This window comes from Phyllobacterium ifriqiyense, from assembly GCF_030817885.1.
GTDB classification, from domain to species: domain Bacteria; phylum Pseudomonadota; class Alphaproteobacteria; order Rhizobiales; family Rhizobiaceae; genus Phyllobacterium; species Phyllobacterium ifriqiyense.
Genome location: NZ_JAUSZT010000002.1, coordinates 450,162 through 468,495, shown reverse-complemented (window position 1 = coordinate 468,495; position 18,334 = coordinate 450,162). Strand labels below are relative to the sequence as shown.

The window sequence follows — 18,334 nt, the reverse complement described above, 5'->3', positions numbered from 1 at the left end:
CAGATTGAGTCACAAGTTACTGGTTTTTATCGGATCTCCATCAGCCAAGAATTAAAGCGGTTTATCACGCGTGCTGCAGTCCGCCTGCACTCTCGATAAATCGGATAACTTCATCCAGCCCGTCTCTGCGCAACATGTCGGTGAAGACAAAAGGTTTCGGCCCGCGCTGGGTTTTTGTATCACTGGCCATGACGTCGAGATCGGCGCCAACATAAGGTGCCAGGTCTTTTTTGTTGACGATCAGGAGATCTGAACGTGTGATTCCCGGGCCTCCTTTGCGCGGTATCTTTTCGCCCTGGCAAACAGATATGACATAAAGGGTTATATCGGCGAGATCGGGGGAAAAAGTTGCAGCAAGATTGTCGCCGCCCGACTCAATAAACACAATATCGAGATCGGGATGTAGCTGGTTCATTGCCGCGATGGCCTGAAGGTTGATCGTTGCATCTTCGCGGATCGCCGTATGGGGGCAGCCACCAGTTTCGACGCCCATGATCCTGTCTTCCGGCAGTGCCTGCAATCTGTTGAGGATCAACGCATCTTCCTTGGTATAAATGTCGTTGGTGACTACAGCCAGCGAATAGCGATCACGCATGGCTTTACACAGCATTTCAGTGACAGTTGTCTTGCCTGATCCTACGGGACCGCCAATACCAACGCGAAGTGGACCATTCTTTGAAATCATGACCTGAAAACCCGGGAATATTGCGTTTCATGACGCATCGCCATGATGTCGGAAATCACGGCACAGGTGCCAAGATTATCCAGTGTGGATTTTGCTGCCTTGCTTGAACAAGACTGTATCTGTTCTTCCAGTCCTGCCAGTATCGCGACGCCATCGCGCTGCCCCAAGGGGACGAGCCGCACCGCTCCTTGAATCAGATTGGATATAAAGCCGTGTAAGAAAGCACAAAGTGCTGCTTCAATCTCAATACCATGAGCTCCGGCTATCGCGCCTACGGCAACAGGACTGGCAACTCGGGAGGGCAACCTTTCCGACACTGGATTTGGCCATGCTTGCGCTGCACTCAAAAATGCTTCGCCCTGCAGCATTGTTTCCATGTGCCGCTCGCGGGAGCCAGCGAGTGCTTCCGCCAAATCCGCGATCTGTGAAAAATCGGAGCCGCTTTTGGCAATCTGATGGCTTTGAGCGAAAAGCACCGCATCATTCCATCCCGAGCCTTCATTTAAAATATCGATGAGCCAATCTTCAAGGCTCTGCCTGTCATGAACCAGCCCGTGATGAATTGCCTGTTCAATACCGTGGCTGTATGAAAATGCGCCCACCGGGAAAGCGGGGGAAAGCCAAGTTATCAAACGAAGCAATGCCCCATTGTCAATCATGATGGTGATGTGATCCGTTGGAGTGATGATCGTGGCTATGTCCACTATGATAGGCACCCCGTAGGGGCTGAAAAGGAGCCGTAATCTCGCCTACGCGTGCACCAAGCCCTTCCAGCATTGCCTTGATCACATGATCCTGAAGAATGAGAATTCGAGATTCCTCAAATTGGGCAGCCAGATGGCGATTGCCCAGATGCCAGGCAAGTTCCGTCAAGTGCTTTTGATCGCGCGGCAATACTTCGTAGAGCGCTTCTTCCGCGGCGACAATCTCCGCAAGACTTCCATCTTCAAGGACCAAAACATCTCCGTGGGCAAACAGAACAGGCTCCGGCAGATCAACCAAAATCTGTTCGCCCTGCTGCAGCGTCAGGACCTTCCGGCGTAAATGTCGCTCATCATGCGCAAGAACAATTGTGTCGAAAGGTATCCCCTCAAAATGACCTGAATGGTCATGCCCTGTGACACGTCTCATATTTCGAACTCCTCAATAAAATCGTCATTCATGCGAATAAAGAAATCCAGCGGTGGCGCAGCGCCTGTGAGTTGCGACAGAAGCGTATGAGCCTGCCCCCGATGATGCGTCTGATGATTGAAAATTTGTGTCAGGCACCGGTCGAGCGTCGAAATAAAGGGCGCTCCATTCAGCATAACCCAGTGAAAAGGTGCGGAAATGTCAGCTTCTTCCATAGCTTGGATAACGTCAATAATATGCTCGTCAAATGCGATACGCGCGGTGCGCAGTTCGCCGAAGGTATCGTGTAAAATGACGTCATATGACGGCAATGCGTAGAGATTGCCGGTAAATCTGCCAAACCACAATTTGTCGACCGCAAGCAGGTGGTTCAAGGTGCCGTGCATTGATTTGAAGTAGGCCCGGCGATCTGCAAAGTAATCTTCCTTGTCTAACAGAGCGGCGGCCTCATAGATCTGCTTATTTGCCCATTGGTTATAGCGAGCAAGCCTTGTAAAATGATCTTTCATTGACGCGCTCAGAACAGAAAATAACGCTGCGTCATAGGCAGCGTGACGGCGGCTTCGCACGTCAACAATTCACCGTCAGCCCGAACTTCATAGGTTTCGGGGTCAACTTCCACATGCGGCGTTGCCGAATTATGTACCATCGACGACTTGGAAATGCCTCCGCGCGTATTCTCGACCGCAACGAGCTCCTTTTCAACTTCCAAGGTCGATCGAAGACCATTTTCAACCGCTGCCTTACTGACAAAGGTCACAGATGAAGAAGTAACAGTCTTGCCGAAGGCCCCGAACATAGGGCGATAATGCACCGGTTGCGGCGTCGGGATCGAAGCGTTCGGGTCCCCCATCGGAGCAGCAGCAATGGAACCGCCAAGCAGCACAAGGTCAGGTTTGACCCCAAAGAACGCCGGATTCCATAAAACAAGGTCGGCACGCTTGCCAACTTCGATTGAACCAATATGACGGGAAATACCCTGCGCAATAGCCGGATTGATCGTATATTTGGCTATGTATCGCTTCACGCGGAAATTATCATTATCCCCCTGTTCCTGTGGCAAACTTCCGCGTTGGCGTTTCATTTTGTCCGCTGTCTGCCAGGTGCGGATCAGAACTTCGCCGACACGGCCCATGGCTTGACTGTCCGAAGAGATGATCGAGAACGCACCGATATCGTGCAGAATATCCTCTGCCGCAATCGTTTCCTTACGGATACGGCTCTCTGCAAACGCCACGTCTTCGGGAATGGATGGAGAAAGGTGGTGGCAGACCATGAGCATGTCGAGATGTTCTGCAATGGTATTTCTCGTGTAGGGGCGTGTCGGATTGGTCGATGAGGGGATCACATTGGGAAGCCCACAAATCTTGATGATGTCGGGCGCGTGTCCACCGCCCGCCCCTTCAGTATGAAAGGCATGAATGGTGCGCCCTTTGAAGGCAGCAACCGTATCCTCGACAAATCCGCTTTCGTTCAGTGTGTCGGTATGGATCATCACCTGCACGTCATACTGGTCAGCAACAGTGAGGCAATTGTCTATCGCAGCAGGCGTTGTTCCCCAGTCTTCGTGCAGCTTCAAAGAGCACGCGCCTCCGAGGATCATCTCTTCCAGCGCTGCTGGACGTGATGCGTTGCCTTTGCCGGACAGACCAATGTTCATCGGTATCGCATCAAAGGAACGGATCATGCGCGCCATATGCCATGGTCCGGGTGTACATGTCGTAGCCAAGGTTCCGTGAGCCGGGCCCGTACCACCACCGAACATGGTGGTTACTCCCGACATCAAAGCCTCATCAATCTGTTGCGGACAGATGAAGTGAATATGCGCGTCCATTCCACCTGCAGTGAGAATTTTTCCTTCGCCTGCAATAACTTCGGTTCCCGGCCCAACAATGATCGTTACACCTGGTTGCGTGTCCGGATTGCCAGCCTTGCCGATGCCAGCAATCTGTCCATCGCGCAAACCAATATCGGCCTTGAATATTCCCGTCACATCGACCACCAGAGCATTGGTAATCACCGTATCTACGGCGCCATCTGCTCGCGTGACCTGACTTTGGCCCATGCCATCCCGAATGACCTTACCGCCGCCAAATTTTACTTCTTCGCCATAGATTGTGAAATCATTCTCAACCTCAATAAAGAGTTCGGTGTCGGCCAGCCTAATTTTGTCTCCAACTGTTGGGCCAAACATCTGGGCATAGGCAGATCGTGTTATTCTGGCTGGCATCTCAGAGCTTCCCCATGATTTTCTGTTGGAATCCATAAACCACGCGGTCGCCGCCAAACGGTATCAATGTCACATCGCGTTCCTGACCTGGCTCGAAACGCACAGCCGTGCCGGCCGCAATATCCAGCCGCATGCCCCGGGTCAGTTGCCGATCAAAAACCAATGCCTCATTGGTCTCATAAAAATGATAGTGCGATCCGACCTGGATTGGACGGTCACCTGTGTTGGCGACTTTCAAGACAGTGACGGGGGCTCCGACATTCAGTTCGATGTCCCCTGCCACCGTTATAATTTGACCGGGAATCATACTCATGCTCCAAGCGCCAACCAAAGACCAATGAATGCTGTGCTCGCACCCGCTACGCGGATGATGGCGCGCCCGATACCGGCACCCAATAAAGCACCAGCAGCCAGCCCCGTAACGTGAAGCAAAGTTGTGGCAAGCGCAAAGCCAAGAAGATAACTGCCAGCGGTGGCCGTGCCCATTTCACTACCGTGGGCATAACCATGAAAGAGTGCGAAAAAACCGACGAGAGCCATTGCCAACGACGTTGGAACCTTGAGTGCCACGGCAGCAAACAATCCGATAGCGACAACTGAAGCAAGAATTGCAGGCTCGGCAAATGGTAGCGTCACGCCGGCGATAGCCAACAAGAACCCTGCAATCATTGTGCCAACGAATGCAGCCGGAACCAGCCACATGGCGCGTCCCCCAAGCAGTACGGCCCATAGCCCAACGGCTACCATCGCCAGCATGTGGTCCGCGCCAGAGATTGGATGGGAAAAACCTGCACCGAACGAGCCGTGTTCCGCAGGGTTGATATGAGCAAGGGCAGGAGTGGTCGCTGCCAAGGCCAGAGGCAAAGTCAATAACAATATTTTCTTCATGAGTTTCTCTCTAAATACCAACTACCGGATCGGTTCGTGAACTGTGACAAGCTTGGTGCCATCGGGGAAGGTTGCTTCGACTTGAACGTCGTGAATCATCTCGGCGATACCCTCCATCACCTGACTACGTGTGATCACATGCGCGCCAGCTTCCATGAGATCCGCGACGGATCGGCCATCACGCGCGCCCTCAACGACAAAGTCGGTGATCAAAGCGATAGCTTCGGGATGATTGAGTTTCACACCACGCTCCAGACGGCGCCTCGCCACCATGGCTGCCATGGAAATCAGCAGCTTGTCCTTCTCGCGCGGCAGTAAATTCATCGTTTGATTTTCCTTTTATGTTGTCCATATTCGCGGCAGATCTTCGCCGCCATTCAGCAGGCCGAGCAGCGGGATGAGGCGCTTGCGCAGGTGGTAAGCGTCAAAATCTACCAAGCGAGCCACAAGCTTGCCCATCCATACTGATGCGCCTCCTTGATCACCTATGATTAGACGCGCCGGATCAAGTAACCGCTCGCAATCCGGAGAAACTAAAAGTACCGTTGCTACCGCATGATAGCTTCCAAGCAGGGCTGGCCGTTTCAATGATGACCCAGCCTGAGGACCGATGGAAAAATTCTCGGCGTGGAGTAGTCTGCCGTCTTGCCGGATACGCCACTGATCAGAAAACTGCGCAGTTTCGATTGTCTCGCCAAAGGCCTTTCGCCCGAATATGGTGGATTCAACCAGCAAAGCCCGCGCACGCGCAGCAAGATTTACATTTAGCGTTCGCTTGAGATCGGCTTTTTCGAACAGAATGGTTTCTTGCGGTAGCCATGCAACATAGGAATCAGGTCCAACGTCAATTTGGGTCGAGACGGTGGCGACTGTCCCTGAAACAGCTTTATAGATTTTCTCGCAAGCCTGGGTCGTTATTTGAGCCGCGCAATGATCGCCGAGGGCAAAACTCCACTGCATCGCATCGCCGCCTGTAAGACCACCTGCACTGTTGATCATGACTGCTTCCAGATAGGTTCCAGAACTGACTGGAAAGCGCAGTTTCGCACACCCCTCCTGAAACAATGTGGAAATCCGCGTTTTTCCCTCTACCCGCCGTGCCGATAATCGTCCTGCCCCGGATGCGCGCTGCGCCCGGTTTTGAACAATCGTCGGCTGGCCGAGCATATCCAAAAATTGTAACCCCAATGGTCAGACCGTCAGATGCCGGCGCGCTTCAGTCGTGTCGAGAATTTCCGCAGCGCCCTCGGCGACGATCTCACCTCGATCCATGATGTAAACATGGTCCGCGAGTTCGCGACAAAAGTCGAGATACTGTTCGACAAGAAGTATCGTCATTCCGAAAGAATCTCGCAGGTAAACGATGGCGCGACCGATATCCTTGATTATCGACGGCTGGATTCCTTCGGTGGGCTCATCAAGAACCAGAATTTTGGGGCGCATGACCAATGCGCGCCCGATGGCGAGTTGCTGTTGCTGGCCACCGGAAAGATCACCGCCACGACGCGACAACATGGATTTCAGGACGGGAAACAGGTTGTAAACATCCGAGGGGATATTTCGTTCGGAGCGGGGAAGCTGCGCATAACCGGTTTCAAGGTTCTCCTTAACGCTCAAAAGCGGAAAAATTTCACGGCCTTGCGGTACATAACCAATGCCATATTTCGCCCGCGTGTATGGGGCCATACCATTGAGTTCAACACCATCGAACATCACTTTACCCGCGCTGATATTGTGCTGGCCGGTAATCGCTCTCAATAAGCTTGTTTTACCAACACCGTTTCTACCGAGCACGCAGGTGATCTTTCCAGCGTTGGCGTCCAGCGTAATCCCCCGCAAGGCTTGCGCCGCGCCATAATGCAAATTGACTTGTTCAACAGACAGCATGGCTCACCTCCCCAAATAGTTTTCTATGACTCGGGGATCATTACTGACGAAATCAAGTGACCCTTCAGCAAGTACCGAGCCTTCAGCGAGGCATGTGACCCGCACGCCAAGATCGCGGATGAAGCCCATATCATGTTCAACAACGATGACCGCCCGGGATTTCGCAATCTCTTTGAGGAGAGCGGCAGTTTCAGAAGTTTCCGCATCGGTCATTCCCGCGACCGGCTCATCAACAAGCAAGAGTTTGGGCTCATGCGCCAGGAGCATACCGATTTCCAGCCATTGTTTTTGCCCATGGCTAAGATTGGCAGCCAGTTCCTCCTTGCGTGCGGTCAGTCGCACGGTTTCAAGAATTTCATCGATACGAGCGCTATCCTCTGGCGATAGATTGTAGAATAAGGTCGCAAAGGTTCCCCGCTTACGATTAAGCGCCAGCTCGAGATTATCCCAGACAGTGTGGCTTTCGAACACTGTGGGCTTCTGGAATTTGCGGCCGATGCCAAGCTGAGCGATATCAGCCTCGTCTCTGGTCGTAAGATCGATGTTATCTTCGAAGAAGACCTCACCCTCGTCCGGCCGGGTCTTTCCAGTGATAATATCCATCATTGTCGTTTTACCAGCACCGTTCGGGCCAATAATTGCCCTTAACTCACCGGGAGCAATCACAAAAGACAAGGCGTTCAGTGCTCTAAAGCCGTCGAATGATACGGATACATTGTCCAGATACAACAGGCTCTTTGGTTTGATGTCGGACATGATCTACTCCGCAGCCAGTGGTTCAGCAGGGATATCAGCGTTCTTTTCGGCATTCTTGGCTTTAGGCAGGCGATTAAAGGAAAGCGCTCTGGTTTCATCGTTTCTGGATTTCAATATTTGCTGAATGGTCCCAACGATGCCTTTGGGCAAGAACAACGTGGTTGCAACGAAAAGTGCTCCCAGCGCAAAAAGCCAAATTTCCGGAAACTGTGCAGTGAAAATACTCTTGCCGAAATTCACAAGTGTAGCCCCAATGATGGGGCCAATGAGTGTTCCACGTCCTCCAACGGCGGTCCAGATGACGACTTCGATCGAATTGGCTGGTGCAAATTCACCGGGATTGATAATCCCGACCTGCGGAACGTAAAGCGCACCGGCAACACCCGCCATCATTGCGGAAATGGTGAAGGTAACGAGCTTGTAATTTTCTGGTCGGTAACCGAGAAAGCGCGTCCTGCTCTCAGCATCGCGCAGACCAACCAGAACCTTCCCAAATTTTGATCGAACGATAGCTGAACTGATAAGCAGCGCGACTGCCAGCGCGAACGCAGACGCGGCGAACAGGGATGCCCTCATGCCTTGCGATTGAATGTTGAAGCCTAGCAAGTCTTTAAAATCGGTAAGGCCATTATTACCGCCAAATCCCATTTCATTGCGGAAAAAGGCGAGCAGTAAGGCATAGGTCATCGCCTGCGTGATAATGGACAGATAGACGCCTGTTACACGCGAGCGGAATGCCAGCCAGCCGAACACAAAAGCAAGAATACCAGGAACAGCGAATATCATAATGGCGGCGAACCAGAAGTGGTCAAAGCCATACCAATACCAAGGCATTTCCTTCCAATTCAAAAACACCATGAAATCCGGCAGATTTGGGTTTCCATAGACGCCGCGTGCGCCGATCTGGCGAACCAGATACATTCCCATGACATAGCCGCCAAGGGCGAAGAATGCGGCATGTCCAAGAGACAATATCCCGCAAAAACCCCAGACAAGATCAAGCGCCAGGGCTAGCAATGCATAGGTGAGATATTTTCCAAATAGCGACATCGCGTAGGTTGGAATATGAAATAGATTGTCGGCTGGCACTAAAAGATTAAGTGCGGGTACCAAGCATGCAATGGCCAGAAGGATTGCAATGCAGAGGGAGACATTCCTGTCGAGCGATTTAAAAACGAACGCGCTGATCATGCTTCCACCGCCCTTCCCTTGAGTGCAAAGAGCCCGCGTGGCCGCCTCTGAATAAAAAGAATGATGAGAACCAGGATAAGAATTTTGCCAAGAACCGCACCGGTATATGGTTCAAGGAGCTTATTGACGACGCCAAGCGAAAGTGCCCCCACAAGCGTGCCCCAGAGATTTCCAACGCCGCCGAAAACTACAACCATGAAACTATCAATAATGTAGCTTTGACCAAGATTGGGTGAGACGTTATCAATTTGCGAAAGGGCAACGCCGGCAATCCCAGCAATGCCTGAACCAAGGGCAAAGGTAAAAGCATCGACCCAAGGGGTCTTGATACCCATTGATGATGCCATCCTTCGGTTTTGCGTAACAGCACGCATCTGCAACCCAAATCTCGAGCGCTTAAGCACGAACAGCAACGTCAGGAATACGCCTGCAGCAAACACCACAATCCACATGCGGTTATAGGTCAGCGTCATACCACCAAGTTCGAAACCGCCTGACATCCACGACGGGTTTCCGACTTCACGATTGCTGGGACCGAAGATTGAACGAACGCCCTGCTGCAGAATAAGCGATACGCCCCACGTTGCCAGCAATGTCTCCAGCGGTCGCCCATAGAGAAAACGAATAATTCCACGCTCAATTATAAGACCAATGACACCCGTAATAGCGAACGCAACCGGGAGTGCGATAATCAATGACCAGTCAAAAAGATGCGGATAGGACGACCTGATTATCTCTTGGACCATGAACGTCGTGTAGGCGCCAAGCATCACCATTTCACCATGGGCCATATTGATGATGCCCATCACACCAAAAGTAATGGCAAGGCCGATAGCAGCCAGCAAAAGGACGGATCCAAGAGACAAGCCGTACCAGACATTCTGGCCGACATCCCAAAGCGCCTGAGCAGACTGTAACGCATTTATGGTATTGTCTATGTCTGTCCGAAGCTCGCCATCAGCGTTTGCCTGAGCGGCACTCAAGATGCCAAGAGCATCTCTGTCACCACGCTCTCCGATTGTTGTTACAGCGGCGCGCTTGTCATCAAGCGAGCGATCTGACTTTAAAATAGCAGCGGCCCTCGCCTGCTCCATGACAGATTTGATATAGGTGTCTTTCTCGCTTGTTATTGCCGTCTCTATGAGCTCAAGCGCGTCTGTGCTCGGCGAGGAAAAAACTGAACTGGCCGCCCGAAGTCTTATCTCCCTATCCGGGCTGAGCAGCGTGAGCGCTCCAATGGCGGTTTTGACAGCGCGACGCAGACTATTATTAACCTTGATGCGCTCGAAATCGGCTTTCGCCCCTTGTCCCGCTGACGCCCCGGTTACAGCATCAGACAGGTTCAGTTCACTACCATTTTCCTTGACTACAAAGACGGTCTTATCGGCTTTTCTCACATAAAGGTCACCTGCTGCCAGCGCTTCAAACACTGGGACAAGCGCAATATCGCCAGTACGGGATAGTTCGGCGATCTTATCGGCAACCTGTGAAAAGTTACCCTGACCCAAGGCATTTATACCCAAGCGATTATTCTGATCGGCCCAACTTTCCGATACCGGAACAAGCATGATCAGACAGATGATGAGCATAAGTATTTTGATTGCGCGATACATGAATTTTGAAAGAGCTCTGTGGCCCTCTCCTCTAGTCGAGCAAATGGAAAGTCACGGGCTGGAGCGCCCGTGACTCAATTCAATCATTAGGAGCCTTTGCCGCCACATTTGCCGGTTGCGACATTAAAATTGCCGCATGACATTGGCTTGCGCCAATCAGAGATAAGATCTTTGGAATCCGGCAGATAGTCGGACCATTCATCCCCTACCAGCAATCCGGGTGTTTCGAACACGGTTTCAAACTGGCCGTCCGATTGAATTTCGCCAATGAGGACAGGCTTTGTGATGTGATGGTTTGGCATCATCGTTGAGTAGCCGCCGGAGAGATTGGGCACCGACACGCCGACAATGGAATCAATGACCTTATCGGGATCTGTGGTTCCGGCGGCTTCGACAGCTTTCACCCACATATTGAAACCAATATAATGGGCCTCCATTGGATCGTTTGTTACGCGCTTGTCGTCCTTGGTATAGGCTTTCCAAGTCTTGATGAATTCGGCGTTGGCCGGTGTGTTGACCGATTGGAAGTAGTTCCAGGCCGCCAAGTGACCGACGAGCGGTGTCGTATCAAGTCCGGCAAGCTCTTCCTCGCCGACAGAAAATGCTACAACCGGAATATCTTCAGCCTTGATGCCTTGATTACCGAGCTCTTTATAAAACGGAACGTTTGCGTCGCCGTTGATGGTTGAGACAACGGCCGTCTTCTTACCCGCGGAACCAAACTTCTTAATGTCTGAAACGATGGTCTGCCAGTCTTTATGTCCGAAAGGCGTGTAGCTCACCATGATGTCTTCAGCCGCAACACCCTTGGCCTTCAAATAGGCCTCGAGTATCTTGTTGGTTGTGCGCGGGTAGACATAATCGGTGCCAGCAAGGACCCAGCGTTCGACACCTTCATTTTCAGCAAGATAGTCGACAGCAGGAATTGCCTGCTGGTTGGGTGCTGCGCCAGTATAAAACACATTGCGCTCGCTCTCTTCACCTTCATACTGGACAGGATAGAAGAGCAAATTGTCCAACTCTTTGAAAACCGGCAACACCGATTTGCGTGATACGGAAGTCCAGCAGCCGAAGACGGCAGCAACCTTGTCCTTTTCGATGAGGTCGCGGGCTTTCTCAGCAAAAAGCGGCCAATCTGAAGCCGGATCAACAACAACAGCCTCAATTTTCTTGCCAAGAATCCCGCCTTTTTTGTTTTGCTCATCAATGAGCATCAACATGGCGTCCTTAAGCGTGGTTTCAGAGATGGCCATCGTTCCCGAGAGGGAATGAAGTATGCCGACTTTGATCGTATCTTCTGCGGCAAACGCGCCCTGAAGCGCTGTTGCAGAAAGCATGGCGGCTAACAGAGCGCCTTTAACGTGTGCTTTAATATTCATCATTATGTCCCCACTGTTTTGAACGACGCTGATTGCGCCTTGTTATCCAGGTGCGGCAGAACAAATCCGCTGCGTTTAGGGACTATCCGCTAGCCAACAACGATCCCACATACGTTAAACGACGTAGAGACGATGACCTAAGTTGGCAGATCAGTGCTTTCTTCCGTATCGCATCCGGTGTTTAAGTAAGAAAAACACCATCCGGTCGGCGCTAGGATTTACACGTCGGACCATTGCACGGGGAAAACAGGGCGAATGGTTGCGCGCCAACGCATCGTTCCTATCAGACGCGACTATAATCGCTGGGTAGCGGATCAGACCTTGGAAGATTACGCCCTTCGCTTTACTGCGAAGAGCGCTCGCCGTTATTCATCGCAACGCATTGCCCAAACCGCAATTGGCGCAATTTCATTTCTGGCGTTGGAGGCTATCGGCGGCGCCGTCACGTTATCCTACGGCACGACCAATGCTGTAGCTGCGATTGCTGTTGCCTGCCTCGTTATGCTTTGTGTTGGGCTGCCAATAAGCCGTTATGCCATCCGCCACGGTGTTGATATTGACCTTCTGACCCGCGGGGCAAGCTTTGGTTACATCGGGTCAACAATCACCTCTCTGATATATGCAACGTTCACATTCCTGCTTTTTGCTATCGAAGCGTCGATCATGTCCGGTGCTCTGGAGTTGGCTTTCGGAATTCCATTGTGGATTGGGTATATTATCAGCGCCGTGGTTGTGGTTCCTCTGGTTACCTATGGCGTTCGGATGATCAGCAAGTTTCAGCTGATTACACAACCTTTCTGGATCATATTGAACATCCTCCCTTTCGTCGTAATTGCCTTCGTGGATTGGGAAAAATTTGATCTTTGGCGGGCTTTTTCAGGTGTCGATGCGCCGGTTGCTGTCCCTGGAACAAGCGCCCCTTTTGTGTTGGCTCAGTTCGGTGCAGCCAGTGCAGTAATCTTGGCCCTGATGGCTCAAATCGGCGAGCAAGTTGACTTCCTGCGCTTTCTGCCGCCCAAAGGGCAGCGAAAACTGCGACATCGCATTGCAGTATTTCTTGCCGGCCCCGGCTGGGTCCTAGTCGGTGCCCCGAAACTTCTCGCCGGCTCGTTTCTCGTGGTTCTCACACTAAGCAGCGGCGTGCCAGTTGATCGCGCGTCAGACCCTTCACAAATGTATCTGACTGCATTCGGTTATGTCACGCACTCCGAAACTTTGGCGTTGATGCTGATGGTTGGTTTTGTTGTGGTATCGCAGCTTAAAATCAACGTGATGAATGCCTATGCGGGTTCATTGGCCTGGTCGAACTTCTTTTCCCGGCTTACGCATAGTCACCCCGGTCGCGTGGTTTGGCTGCTGTTCAATGTTGCAATTGCGCTTTTGCTGATGGAACTTGGCATCTATAGATTGCTTGAAGAGACTTTAGGTATTTTTTCGCTTATTGCCATGGCTTGGCTTTGCGCCATATCTGCTGACCTTTTTGTCAATAAACGACTCGGACTGGCCCCGCCTGGCATAGAATTCAAGCGTGCCCATCTTTACGACATTAACCCGGTGGGCCTCGGAACGATGGCTGCGGCGACAATGATATCGCTGATCGCGCATTTCGGTTTTTTCGGTGAAATGGCCTCAGCGCTCGCGCCCTTCATAGCGCTTATTGTAGCTTTCATCGTCTCGCCACTGATCGCTTGGCAAACCAAGGGGAAATACTATCTTGTGCGGAAACCTCGGCGGGCTTGGAAAACGCTGCAGACACTCAAATGTTCGATTTGCGAGCACGATTTTGAACCCGAGGACATGGCTTGGTGTCCCGCCTACAGCGCTCCGATCTGCTCGCTTTGCTGCTCACTCGACAGTCGCTGCCATGACATGTGCAAACCTAACGCAAATTTCAACGCACAGGTCGCTATCGTGGCTCGCTCTTTTTTGCCGCAACGCATCATCCAGGCACTTGCATCGCGACTGGGGCGGTATGGAACTTCTGTCATCATCGCCCTGACGGCAATCGGTATAATTCTCACCATGATAGCCCATCAGGCGGGAGGGCCAGCTGAAACATCGGGCGTTGTAGACCGGACGCTGTTGATCGTATTTTTTGTATTCGCAGTGGTAACGGGAATAGCCTGTTGGTTCTATGTGCTGGCACATGACAGCCGTGTTGTTGCCGAGGAAGAATCTTCGCGCCAGAACACCCTTTTGTTAAAGGAAATAGCCGCTCATAAGAAAACGGACGCCGCTCTTCAGGACGCAAAGGACGCGGCCGAGGCCGCCAATCGCGCTAAAAGCAGGTACGTGATCGGTCTGAGTCACGAACTGCGCACCCCGTTGAACGCCGTGCTTGGCTACGCACAAATACTGGAACGAGACGAAACAATCCCTGCTCCACGCCAGTCGGCAATTCGCGTCATCAAGCGAAGCGCAGATCATTTGTCAGGGCTTATTGACGGACTGCTCGACATCTCACGCATCGAAGCCGGCCGGTTGCAGGTCTTTTCCAATGAGATCAATCTTAGCGACTTTCTGGATCAGATCGTGCAGATGTTTCAACCACAGGCTGATGCCAAGCAACTGATCTTCAAGCATAAACGTTCAAGCAATTTGCCGACCTATGTCCGGACGGACGAAAAGCGTCTTCGGCAAATCCTCGTTAATCTCTTGTCCAATGCGATCAAATTCACGACAAGCGGAAGTGTTCTATTCGATGTGACCTACCGCAGTCAGGTCGCAACATTTACGATTTTGGATACCGGTCGAGGAATTTCAGACTCAGATCTTCCACGTATCTTCGAGCCTTTTCAGCGAGGAGAGGCCGAGAACATTCAACCAATGCCGGGCCTCGGCCTTGGCCTCACAATCACCCGTCTATTAACCGAAACGTTGGGCGGCGAGATTTTGGTTTCCAGCACGTATGGGCAAGGATCTACATTCAGGATCAGGCTGATGCTTTCTGCCATAACACACCCGCATCAACAGCAGCCCTTGCCACGAAAAATTCGGAGCTACACCGGGCAGCGTCGCACTATCGTTGTTGTCGACGATAATGAAGATCATCGTGAATTGGTGCGAGAGATACTCGTTCCTCTCGATTTCATCGTGTTAACTGCTGCCAGCGGACCAGAATGCCTTACGCTTATCGAGGGGGTCGTCCCTGACCTGTTCCTGATTGATATTTCCATGCCGCAAATGGATGGTTGGCAATTGGTAAGACGACTGCGCGAAGCTGGCGAGCTTTCGCCTATTATTATGCTTTCAGCCAATATAGGCGATGCAGCGCCCACAGGCGGGCCAACTGGCCACAATGACACACTCGCAAAACCTTTTGACCTTCGGCAGCTTCAAAACAAGATCGCACAGCTTCTGGGCCTGGAGTGGGTTTATGCTGATGCGACATCGCCCCCATCTCTCATACCGCGTAAACTGGTCAGTCCCGGTGAAACGCATGTACGTGAATTGATCAATCTTGGCGAGATTGGGTACATCCGCGGCATTGAGACAAAGATTGCCGAGTTGGCGAAAATCGAAGACAACCGGGCGTTTACTGAGGCCCTGGGGCAATTCGTTCAGATGTTCGATCTGGCAGGATATGACCGTTTCCTTCGCACATTCGAAAATCAGGAAGAGGCGATCAGAGGTGAGTGAGCCAACCAATCCGCGCGATATTGTCCTGATTGTCGACGACTCGCCGCAAACCCTTGGGTTTCTGACGGACGCGCTGGAGCAATCGGGTTTTTCTGTTTTGATTGCAACGTCGGGCCACGCCGCACTCAATGTTGTCGAACGTATAACACCCGATATCATCTTGATGGATGCGATAATGCCGGAGATGGACGGGTTTGAAACCTGCACACGAATCAAAACCACAGCTTCGGTTACCCAGGTGCCGGTTATTTTCATGACAGGTCTTTCAGAGACCCAGCACATCGTCCATGCACTTGAGTCCGGTGGCGTGGACTATCTGACAAAGCCGATCAATATTGATGAACTACAGGCAAGAATCAGAGTTCACCTTGCCAATGCTCGCGCCGCCCAAAATGCGCGCATAGCGCTGGATGCCGCTGGTCGCCACCTTCTTGCAATTGGAAAAGATGGCCAACTGCGCTGGTCCACCCCGCAGGCAAACCACCTGATCGAGCTGACCATGGGCAGCACACAAGCGGGCTATAAGGCACTTTCGGTAAGCGTCGCGGCATGGCTGACCCGGCAACAAAGTCACAAAGACGCCAACCCCATTACAATCCCCGGAGAGCAAGGGGGACTGCAGCTAAGCTATCTTGGTGCCCTCACCTCAGATGAATATTTGTTCCGGCTAACCCTCGCCAATCAGGCCAGCCCAGATGAACTGCTGCGCCAGCACTTCGGATTGACTGCACGGGAAGCTGAGGTTCTTTTATGGATCGCAAAGGGCAAATCAAACCGAGACATTGGTGATATTCTCGGATTGAGCGCCAGGACTGTCAACAAACACCTTGAACAAGTCTATATCAAGATGGGCGTCGAAAACCGTGCCACCGCTGCCGTCAAAGCCGCCAGAATATTGCACAGCACCTAACGGCTCTTACCGAACCCTCATAGCGGTACGACATCAACCTCCCGCCATGTTCCGACAGGTGGAACCTTCCCGCATGTGGGTTGTTTTCCAATTCGAAGGGAGAGCAAAAGGAGGAAGACCATGAAACGCACAATTATAGTAACGATTTCTGCCCTGTTGTTGAGTACCAGTCCGCTATTTGCGCAAGACACGGTTATTGTGGAAGTGCCCCAGACTGCGCGTGATTATGTGATCGCACATCCGACCGACCCCATCGTGGTTGAAGAAGACCTGACTATGGGCACGGCTGTTCCAGAGGATGTTGAGCTTGTACCCATTCCGGATGCCCCGGACTATAGTTACGTATATGTCGATAAACGGCCCATAATCGTATCGACCAAAGATCGCAAAGTTGTGTACATGTCGCAGTAAAAATCAGAGGCGCCCTTGCCACAGCATGGGCGCCTCTTGATGGGATAGGCATATGACCGGCCAGGCGGGAAATTTACACGGCGGGTGTCTCTGCGGGAGAGTTCGGTATCGCGTTGCTGCAATCGAACGGACCCACTTATGTCATTGCGACATGTGCCGTCGTGCAACCGGAAGTGCGTTTGCTGTTCTCAGTTGGGTTAAAGCAGACAATCTCCATTGGGTGTCAGCGCAACCCAAACAGCGCCGGTCTTCCCCTTTGGCAACGAGAGGCTTTTGTTTTTCCTGCGGCACGCCTCTGATACTGATCTACGATAAGTCCGATGAAGTTGCTCTATATGGAGGGACTCTGGATGAACCAGAACTCGCAGTTCCCGCATATAATTATAATAACCAGGCCAGACTACCGTGGGTGACATGTGGCGCAACAATACCAAATCATCCAGCTACGGAAAATTGGTAGCTTCCGATTAGTTCCGCGCGGAACCACACAGCCGCAGATTTGTTTCACATTGACATACCTTCCAACTCATCGGGAGTATTCGAATGAAAAAATTCTTCAAGAACAATGGCCTGACCATCGTTCTTATAGTGGCTTTCCTGGGCAGCATGCTGGGAATGTGGATATCGGGTTGGCACCAGGAGAATGCAGAACTGGCTAGTCATGGACTGCCGTCAATGTCACTTCTCGCTTACCTGAAGGACGAGTCCTTTCTTTCGGCTTTATTTGAAAACTGGGAAAGCGAATGGCTGCAAATGTGTTTCTACGTCACGCTGACAGCGTTGCTGTTCCAAAAAGGATCGGCTGAATCGCTCGATCCGGATTCAGCCGAAGATGCGGCTTCGGATACCTCCAGCCGCGATACCTATCCGGCCTGGATGCGGCAGTCTTACATTTTACGTTGGATTTATCGTTACTCCCTTGGACTTGCGTTGTTCTTTTTGTTTGTTACATCATTTATTGGGCATCTTGTCGCCAGTCATGCATCGCATAATTCCCAAGCTGCCATGCATGATGGACCGGCCCGGACGTTGATCGAGCATCTCGTCAGCTCACAGTTCTGGTTTGAATCCTTTCAAAACTGGCAGTCCGAGTTCTTTTCAACAGCAATGTTGGTCGTGCTCTCGATCTATCTCCGCTTCAAAGGATCGCCCGAATCCAAACCGGTTTCTGCAAGTGATACTGAAACAGGAGCATGATGGCTTTCAGACATGGCAACTGCGGGAAAGGACCTACGCCAGCCAGCGACAACGAGTATGGAACATTAGATTGTCTTGTTCGTTGGATGAAGTGGAGGACTTCATGCCTGTATTGAATTTGGACCAAGCACAGTGCGTCTTGCTCAAAAGATTATATGCGGAAGCAGCACATCGGCTCGCCGATAGCGACGACCCTCAACATATTCGAGCGCTTAAACTGCAGCCCATAATCGGTGAAATAACTGCTGAGAGCCCCATCACACTCAGTCGCTCCAATCTCGAGAGCATGGCGATGGTGGTAGACCTGGCATTAGGTTGGCATCTCGCTGCTACGCCGGCAGCCTTATCTTCCGAAGAGCACTCCCTTGGGCATGAGATCCAAGCCAAGCTTCTGCAGGCAAACAGAACTTGAATTCC

At 51.8% G+C, this 18,334-nt stretch carries 20 protein-coding genes; 6 read left to right on the top strand and 14 right to left on the bottom strand.

All coding sequences use genetic code 11. The features are described from left to right. Positions 1 to 64 precede the first annotated feature (64 nt). From ureG to urtA, 14 genes are all read right to left on the bottom strand, one after another. Positions 65 to 685: an urease accessory protein UreG gene (ureG, locus tag QFZ34_RS03800; RefSeq protein ID WP_115054944.1), complete on the bottom strand. Its 621-nt coding sequence runs from the start codon at positions 683 to 685 to the stop codon at positions 65 to 67. Next, positions 682 to 1,344 carry an urease accessory protein UreF gene (locus QFZ34_RS03795; RefSeq protein ID WP_307278922.1) on the bottom strand — a complete coding sequence of 221 codons (663 nt, stop codon included), beginning with the start codon at positions 1,342 to 1,344 and terminating at the stop codon, positions 682 to 684. Before QFZ34_RS03795 ends, ureG begins: the two co-directional genes overlap by 4 nt. Beyond that, positions 1,337 to 1,816 carry an urease accessory protein UreE gene (gene ureE, locus QFZ34_RS03790; protein WP_307277165.1) on the bottom strand — a complete coding sequence of 160 codons (480 nt, stop codon included), beginning with the start codon at positions 1,814 to 1,816 and terminating at the stop codon, positions 1,337 to 1,339. Before ureE ends, QFZ34_RS03795 begins: the two co-directional genes overlap by 8 nt. Then, the gene (locus QFZ34_RS03785) at positions 1,813 to 2,325 is read right to left on the bottom strand and encodes a DinB family protein (protein ID WP_307277162.1); all 513 of its coding nucleotides are present in this window, start codon (positions 2,323 to 2,325) and stop codon (positions 1,813 to 1,815) included. The genes ureE and QFZ34_RS03785 overlap by 4 nt, the downstream gene beginning before the upstream one ends. An 8-nt stretch (positions 2,326 to 2,333) precedes the next feature. Beyond that, positions 2,334 to 4,046, bottom strand: a complete 1,713-nt coding sequence (gene ureC / locus QFZ34_RS03780) for an urease subunit alpha (RefSeq protein ID WP_115054940.1) — start codon at positions 4,044 to 4,046, stop codon at positions 2,334 to 2,336. 1 nt (position 4,047) lies between these two features. Continuing rightward, positions 4,048 to 4,353, bottom strand: a complete 306-nt coding sequence (locus QFZ34_RS03775; RefSeq protein ID WP_115054939.1) for an urease subunit beta — start codon at positions 4,351 to 4,353, stop codon at positions 4,048 to 4,050. Positions 4,354 to 4,355: 2 nt separating this feature from the next. After that, entirely contained in the window at positions 4,356 to 4,934 is a 579-nt protein-coding gene (locus QFZ34_RS03770; protein ID WP_307277159.1) for a HupE/UreJ family protein, read from the bottom strand. Positions 4,935 to 4,955: 21 nt separating this feature from the next. Beyond that, entirely contained in the window at positions 4,956 to 5,258 is a 303-nt protein-coding gene (locus tag QFZ34_RS03765) for an urease subunit gamma (protein ID WP_008121015.1), read from the bottom strand. A gap of 15 nt (positions 5,259 to 5,273) precedes the next feature. Further along, on the bottom strand, positions 5,274 to 6,101 hold the full coding sequence (locus QFZ34_RS03760; protein ID WP_307278918.1) for an urease accessory protein UreD: 828 nt from the start codon (positions 6,099 to 6,101) through the stop codon (positions 5,274 to 5,276). A 24-nt stretch (positions 6,102 to 6,125) separates the two neighbouring features. Next, complete coding sequence (urtE, locus tag QFZ34_RS03755; RefSeq protein WP_115054936.1) at positions 6,126 to 6,821, bottom strand: urea ABC transporter ATP-binding subunit UrtE; 696 nt, start codon at positions 6,819 to 6,821, stop codon at positions 6,126 to 6,128. A 3-nt stretch (positions 6,822 to 6,824) separates the two neighbouring features. Then, positions 6,825 to 7,580 (bottom strand): urea ABC transporter ATP-binding protein UrtD, encoded by a 756-nt coding sequence (gene urtD, locus QFZ34_RS03750; RefSeq protein WP_307278915.1) that lies wholly within the window; start codon positions 7,578 to 7,580, stop codon positions 6,825 to 6,827. Further along, entirely contained in the window at positions 7,581 to 8,768 is a 1,188-nt protein-coding gene (gene urtC, locus QFZ34_RS03745) for an urea ABC transporter permease subunit UrtC (protein ID WP_307277145.1), read from the bottom strand. It abuts the gene before it with no gap. After that, positions 8,765 to 10,381, bottom strand: a complete 1,617-nt coding sequence (gene urtB / locus QFZ34_RS03740) for an urea ABC transporter permease subunit UrtB (RefSeq protein ID WP_307277142.1) — start codon at positions 10,379 to 10,381, stop codon at positions 8,765 to 8,767. The genes urtC and urtB overlap by 4 nt, the downstream gene beginning before the upstream one ends. 86 nt (positions 10,382 to 10,467) lie before the next feature. Beyond that, on the bottom strand, positions 10,468 to 11,760 hold the full coding sequence (gene urtA / locus QFZ34_RS03735; protein WP_307278912.1) for an urea ABC transporter substrate-binding protein: 1,293 nt from the start codon (positions 11,758 to 11,760) through the stop codon (positions 10,468 to 10,470). Positions 11,761 to 12,015: 255 nt separating this feature from the next. Here urtA and QFZ34_RS03730 point away from each other — a divergent pair, with 255 nt between their 5' ends. From QFZ34_RS03730 to QFZ34_RS03710, 6 genes are all read left to right on the top strand, one after another. After that, positions 12,016 to 15,399, top strand: coding sequence for a hybrid sensor histidine kinase/response regulator (locus tag QFZ34_RS03730; RefSeq protein WP_307277139.1), 3,384 nt, complete (start codon positions 12,016 to 12,018; stop codon positions 15,397 to 15,399). Then, complete coding sequence (locus tag QFZ34_RS03725) at positions 15,392 to 16,309, top strand: response regulator transcription factor (RefSeq protein WP_307277136.1); 918 nt, start codon at positions 15,392 to 15,394, stop codon at positions 16,307 to 16,309. Before QFZ34_RS03730 ends, QFZ34_RS03725 begins: the two co-directional genes overlap by 8 nt. A gap of 120 nt (positions 16,310 to 16,429) precedes the next feature. Beyond that, positions 16,430 to 16,720: a DUF1236 domain-containing protein gene (locus tag QFZ34_RS03720; RefSeq protein ID WP_307277133.1), complete on the top strand. Its 291-nt coding sequence runs from the start codon at positions 16,430 to 16,432 to the stop codon at positions 16,718 to 16,720. A gap of 52 nt (positions 16,721 to 16,772) precedes the next feature. Beyond that, positions 16,773 to 17,180, top strand: coding sequence for a GFA family protein (locus QFZ34_RS23295; RefSeq protein WP_370878678.1), 408 nt, complete (start codon positions 16,773 to 16,775; stop codon positions 17,178 to 17,180). A gap of 83 nt (positions 17,181 to 17,263) precedes the next feature. Then, positions 17,264 to 17,917, top strand: coding sequence for a DUF6766 family protein (locus QFZ34_RS03715; protein WP_307277129.1), 654 nt, complete (start codon positions 17,264 to 17,266; stop codon positions 17,915 to 17,917). 103 nt (positions 17,918 to 18,020) lie between these two features. Beyond that, on the top strand, positions 18,021 to 18,329 hold the full coding sequence (locus QFZ34_RS03710; RefSeq protein WP_307277126.1) for a hypothetical protein: 309 nt from the start codon (positions 18,021 to 18,023) through the stop codon (positions 18,327 to 18,329). Positions 18,330 to 18,334: the final 5 nt, after the last annotated feature.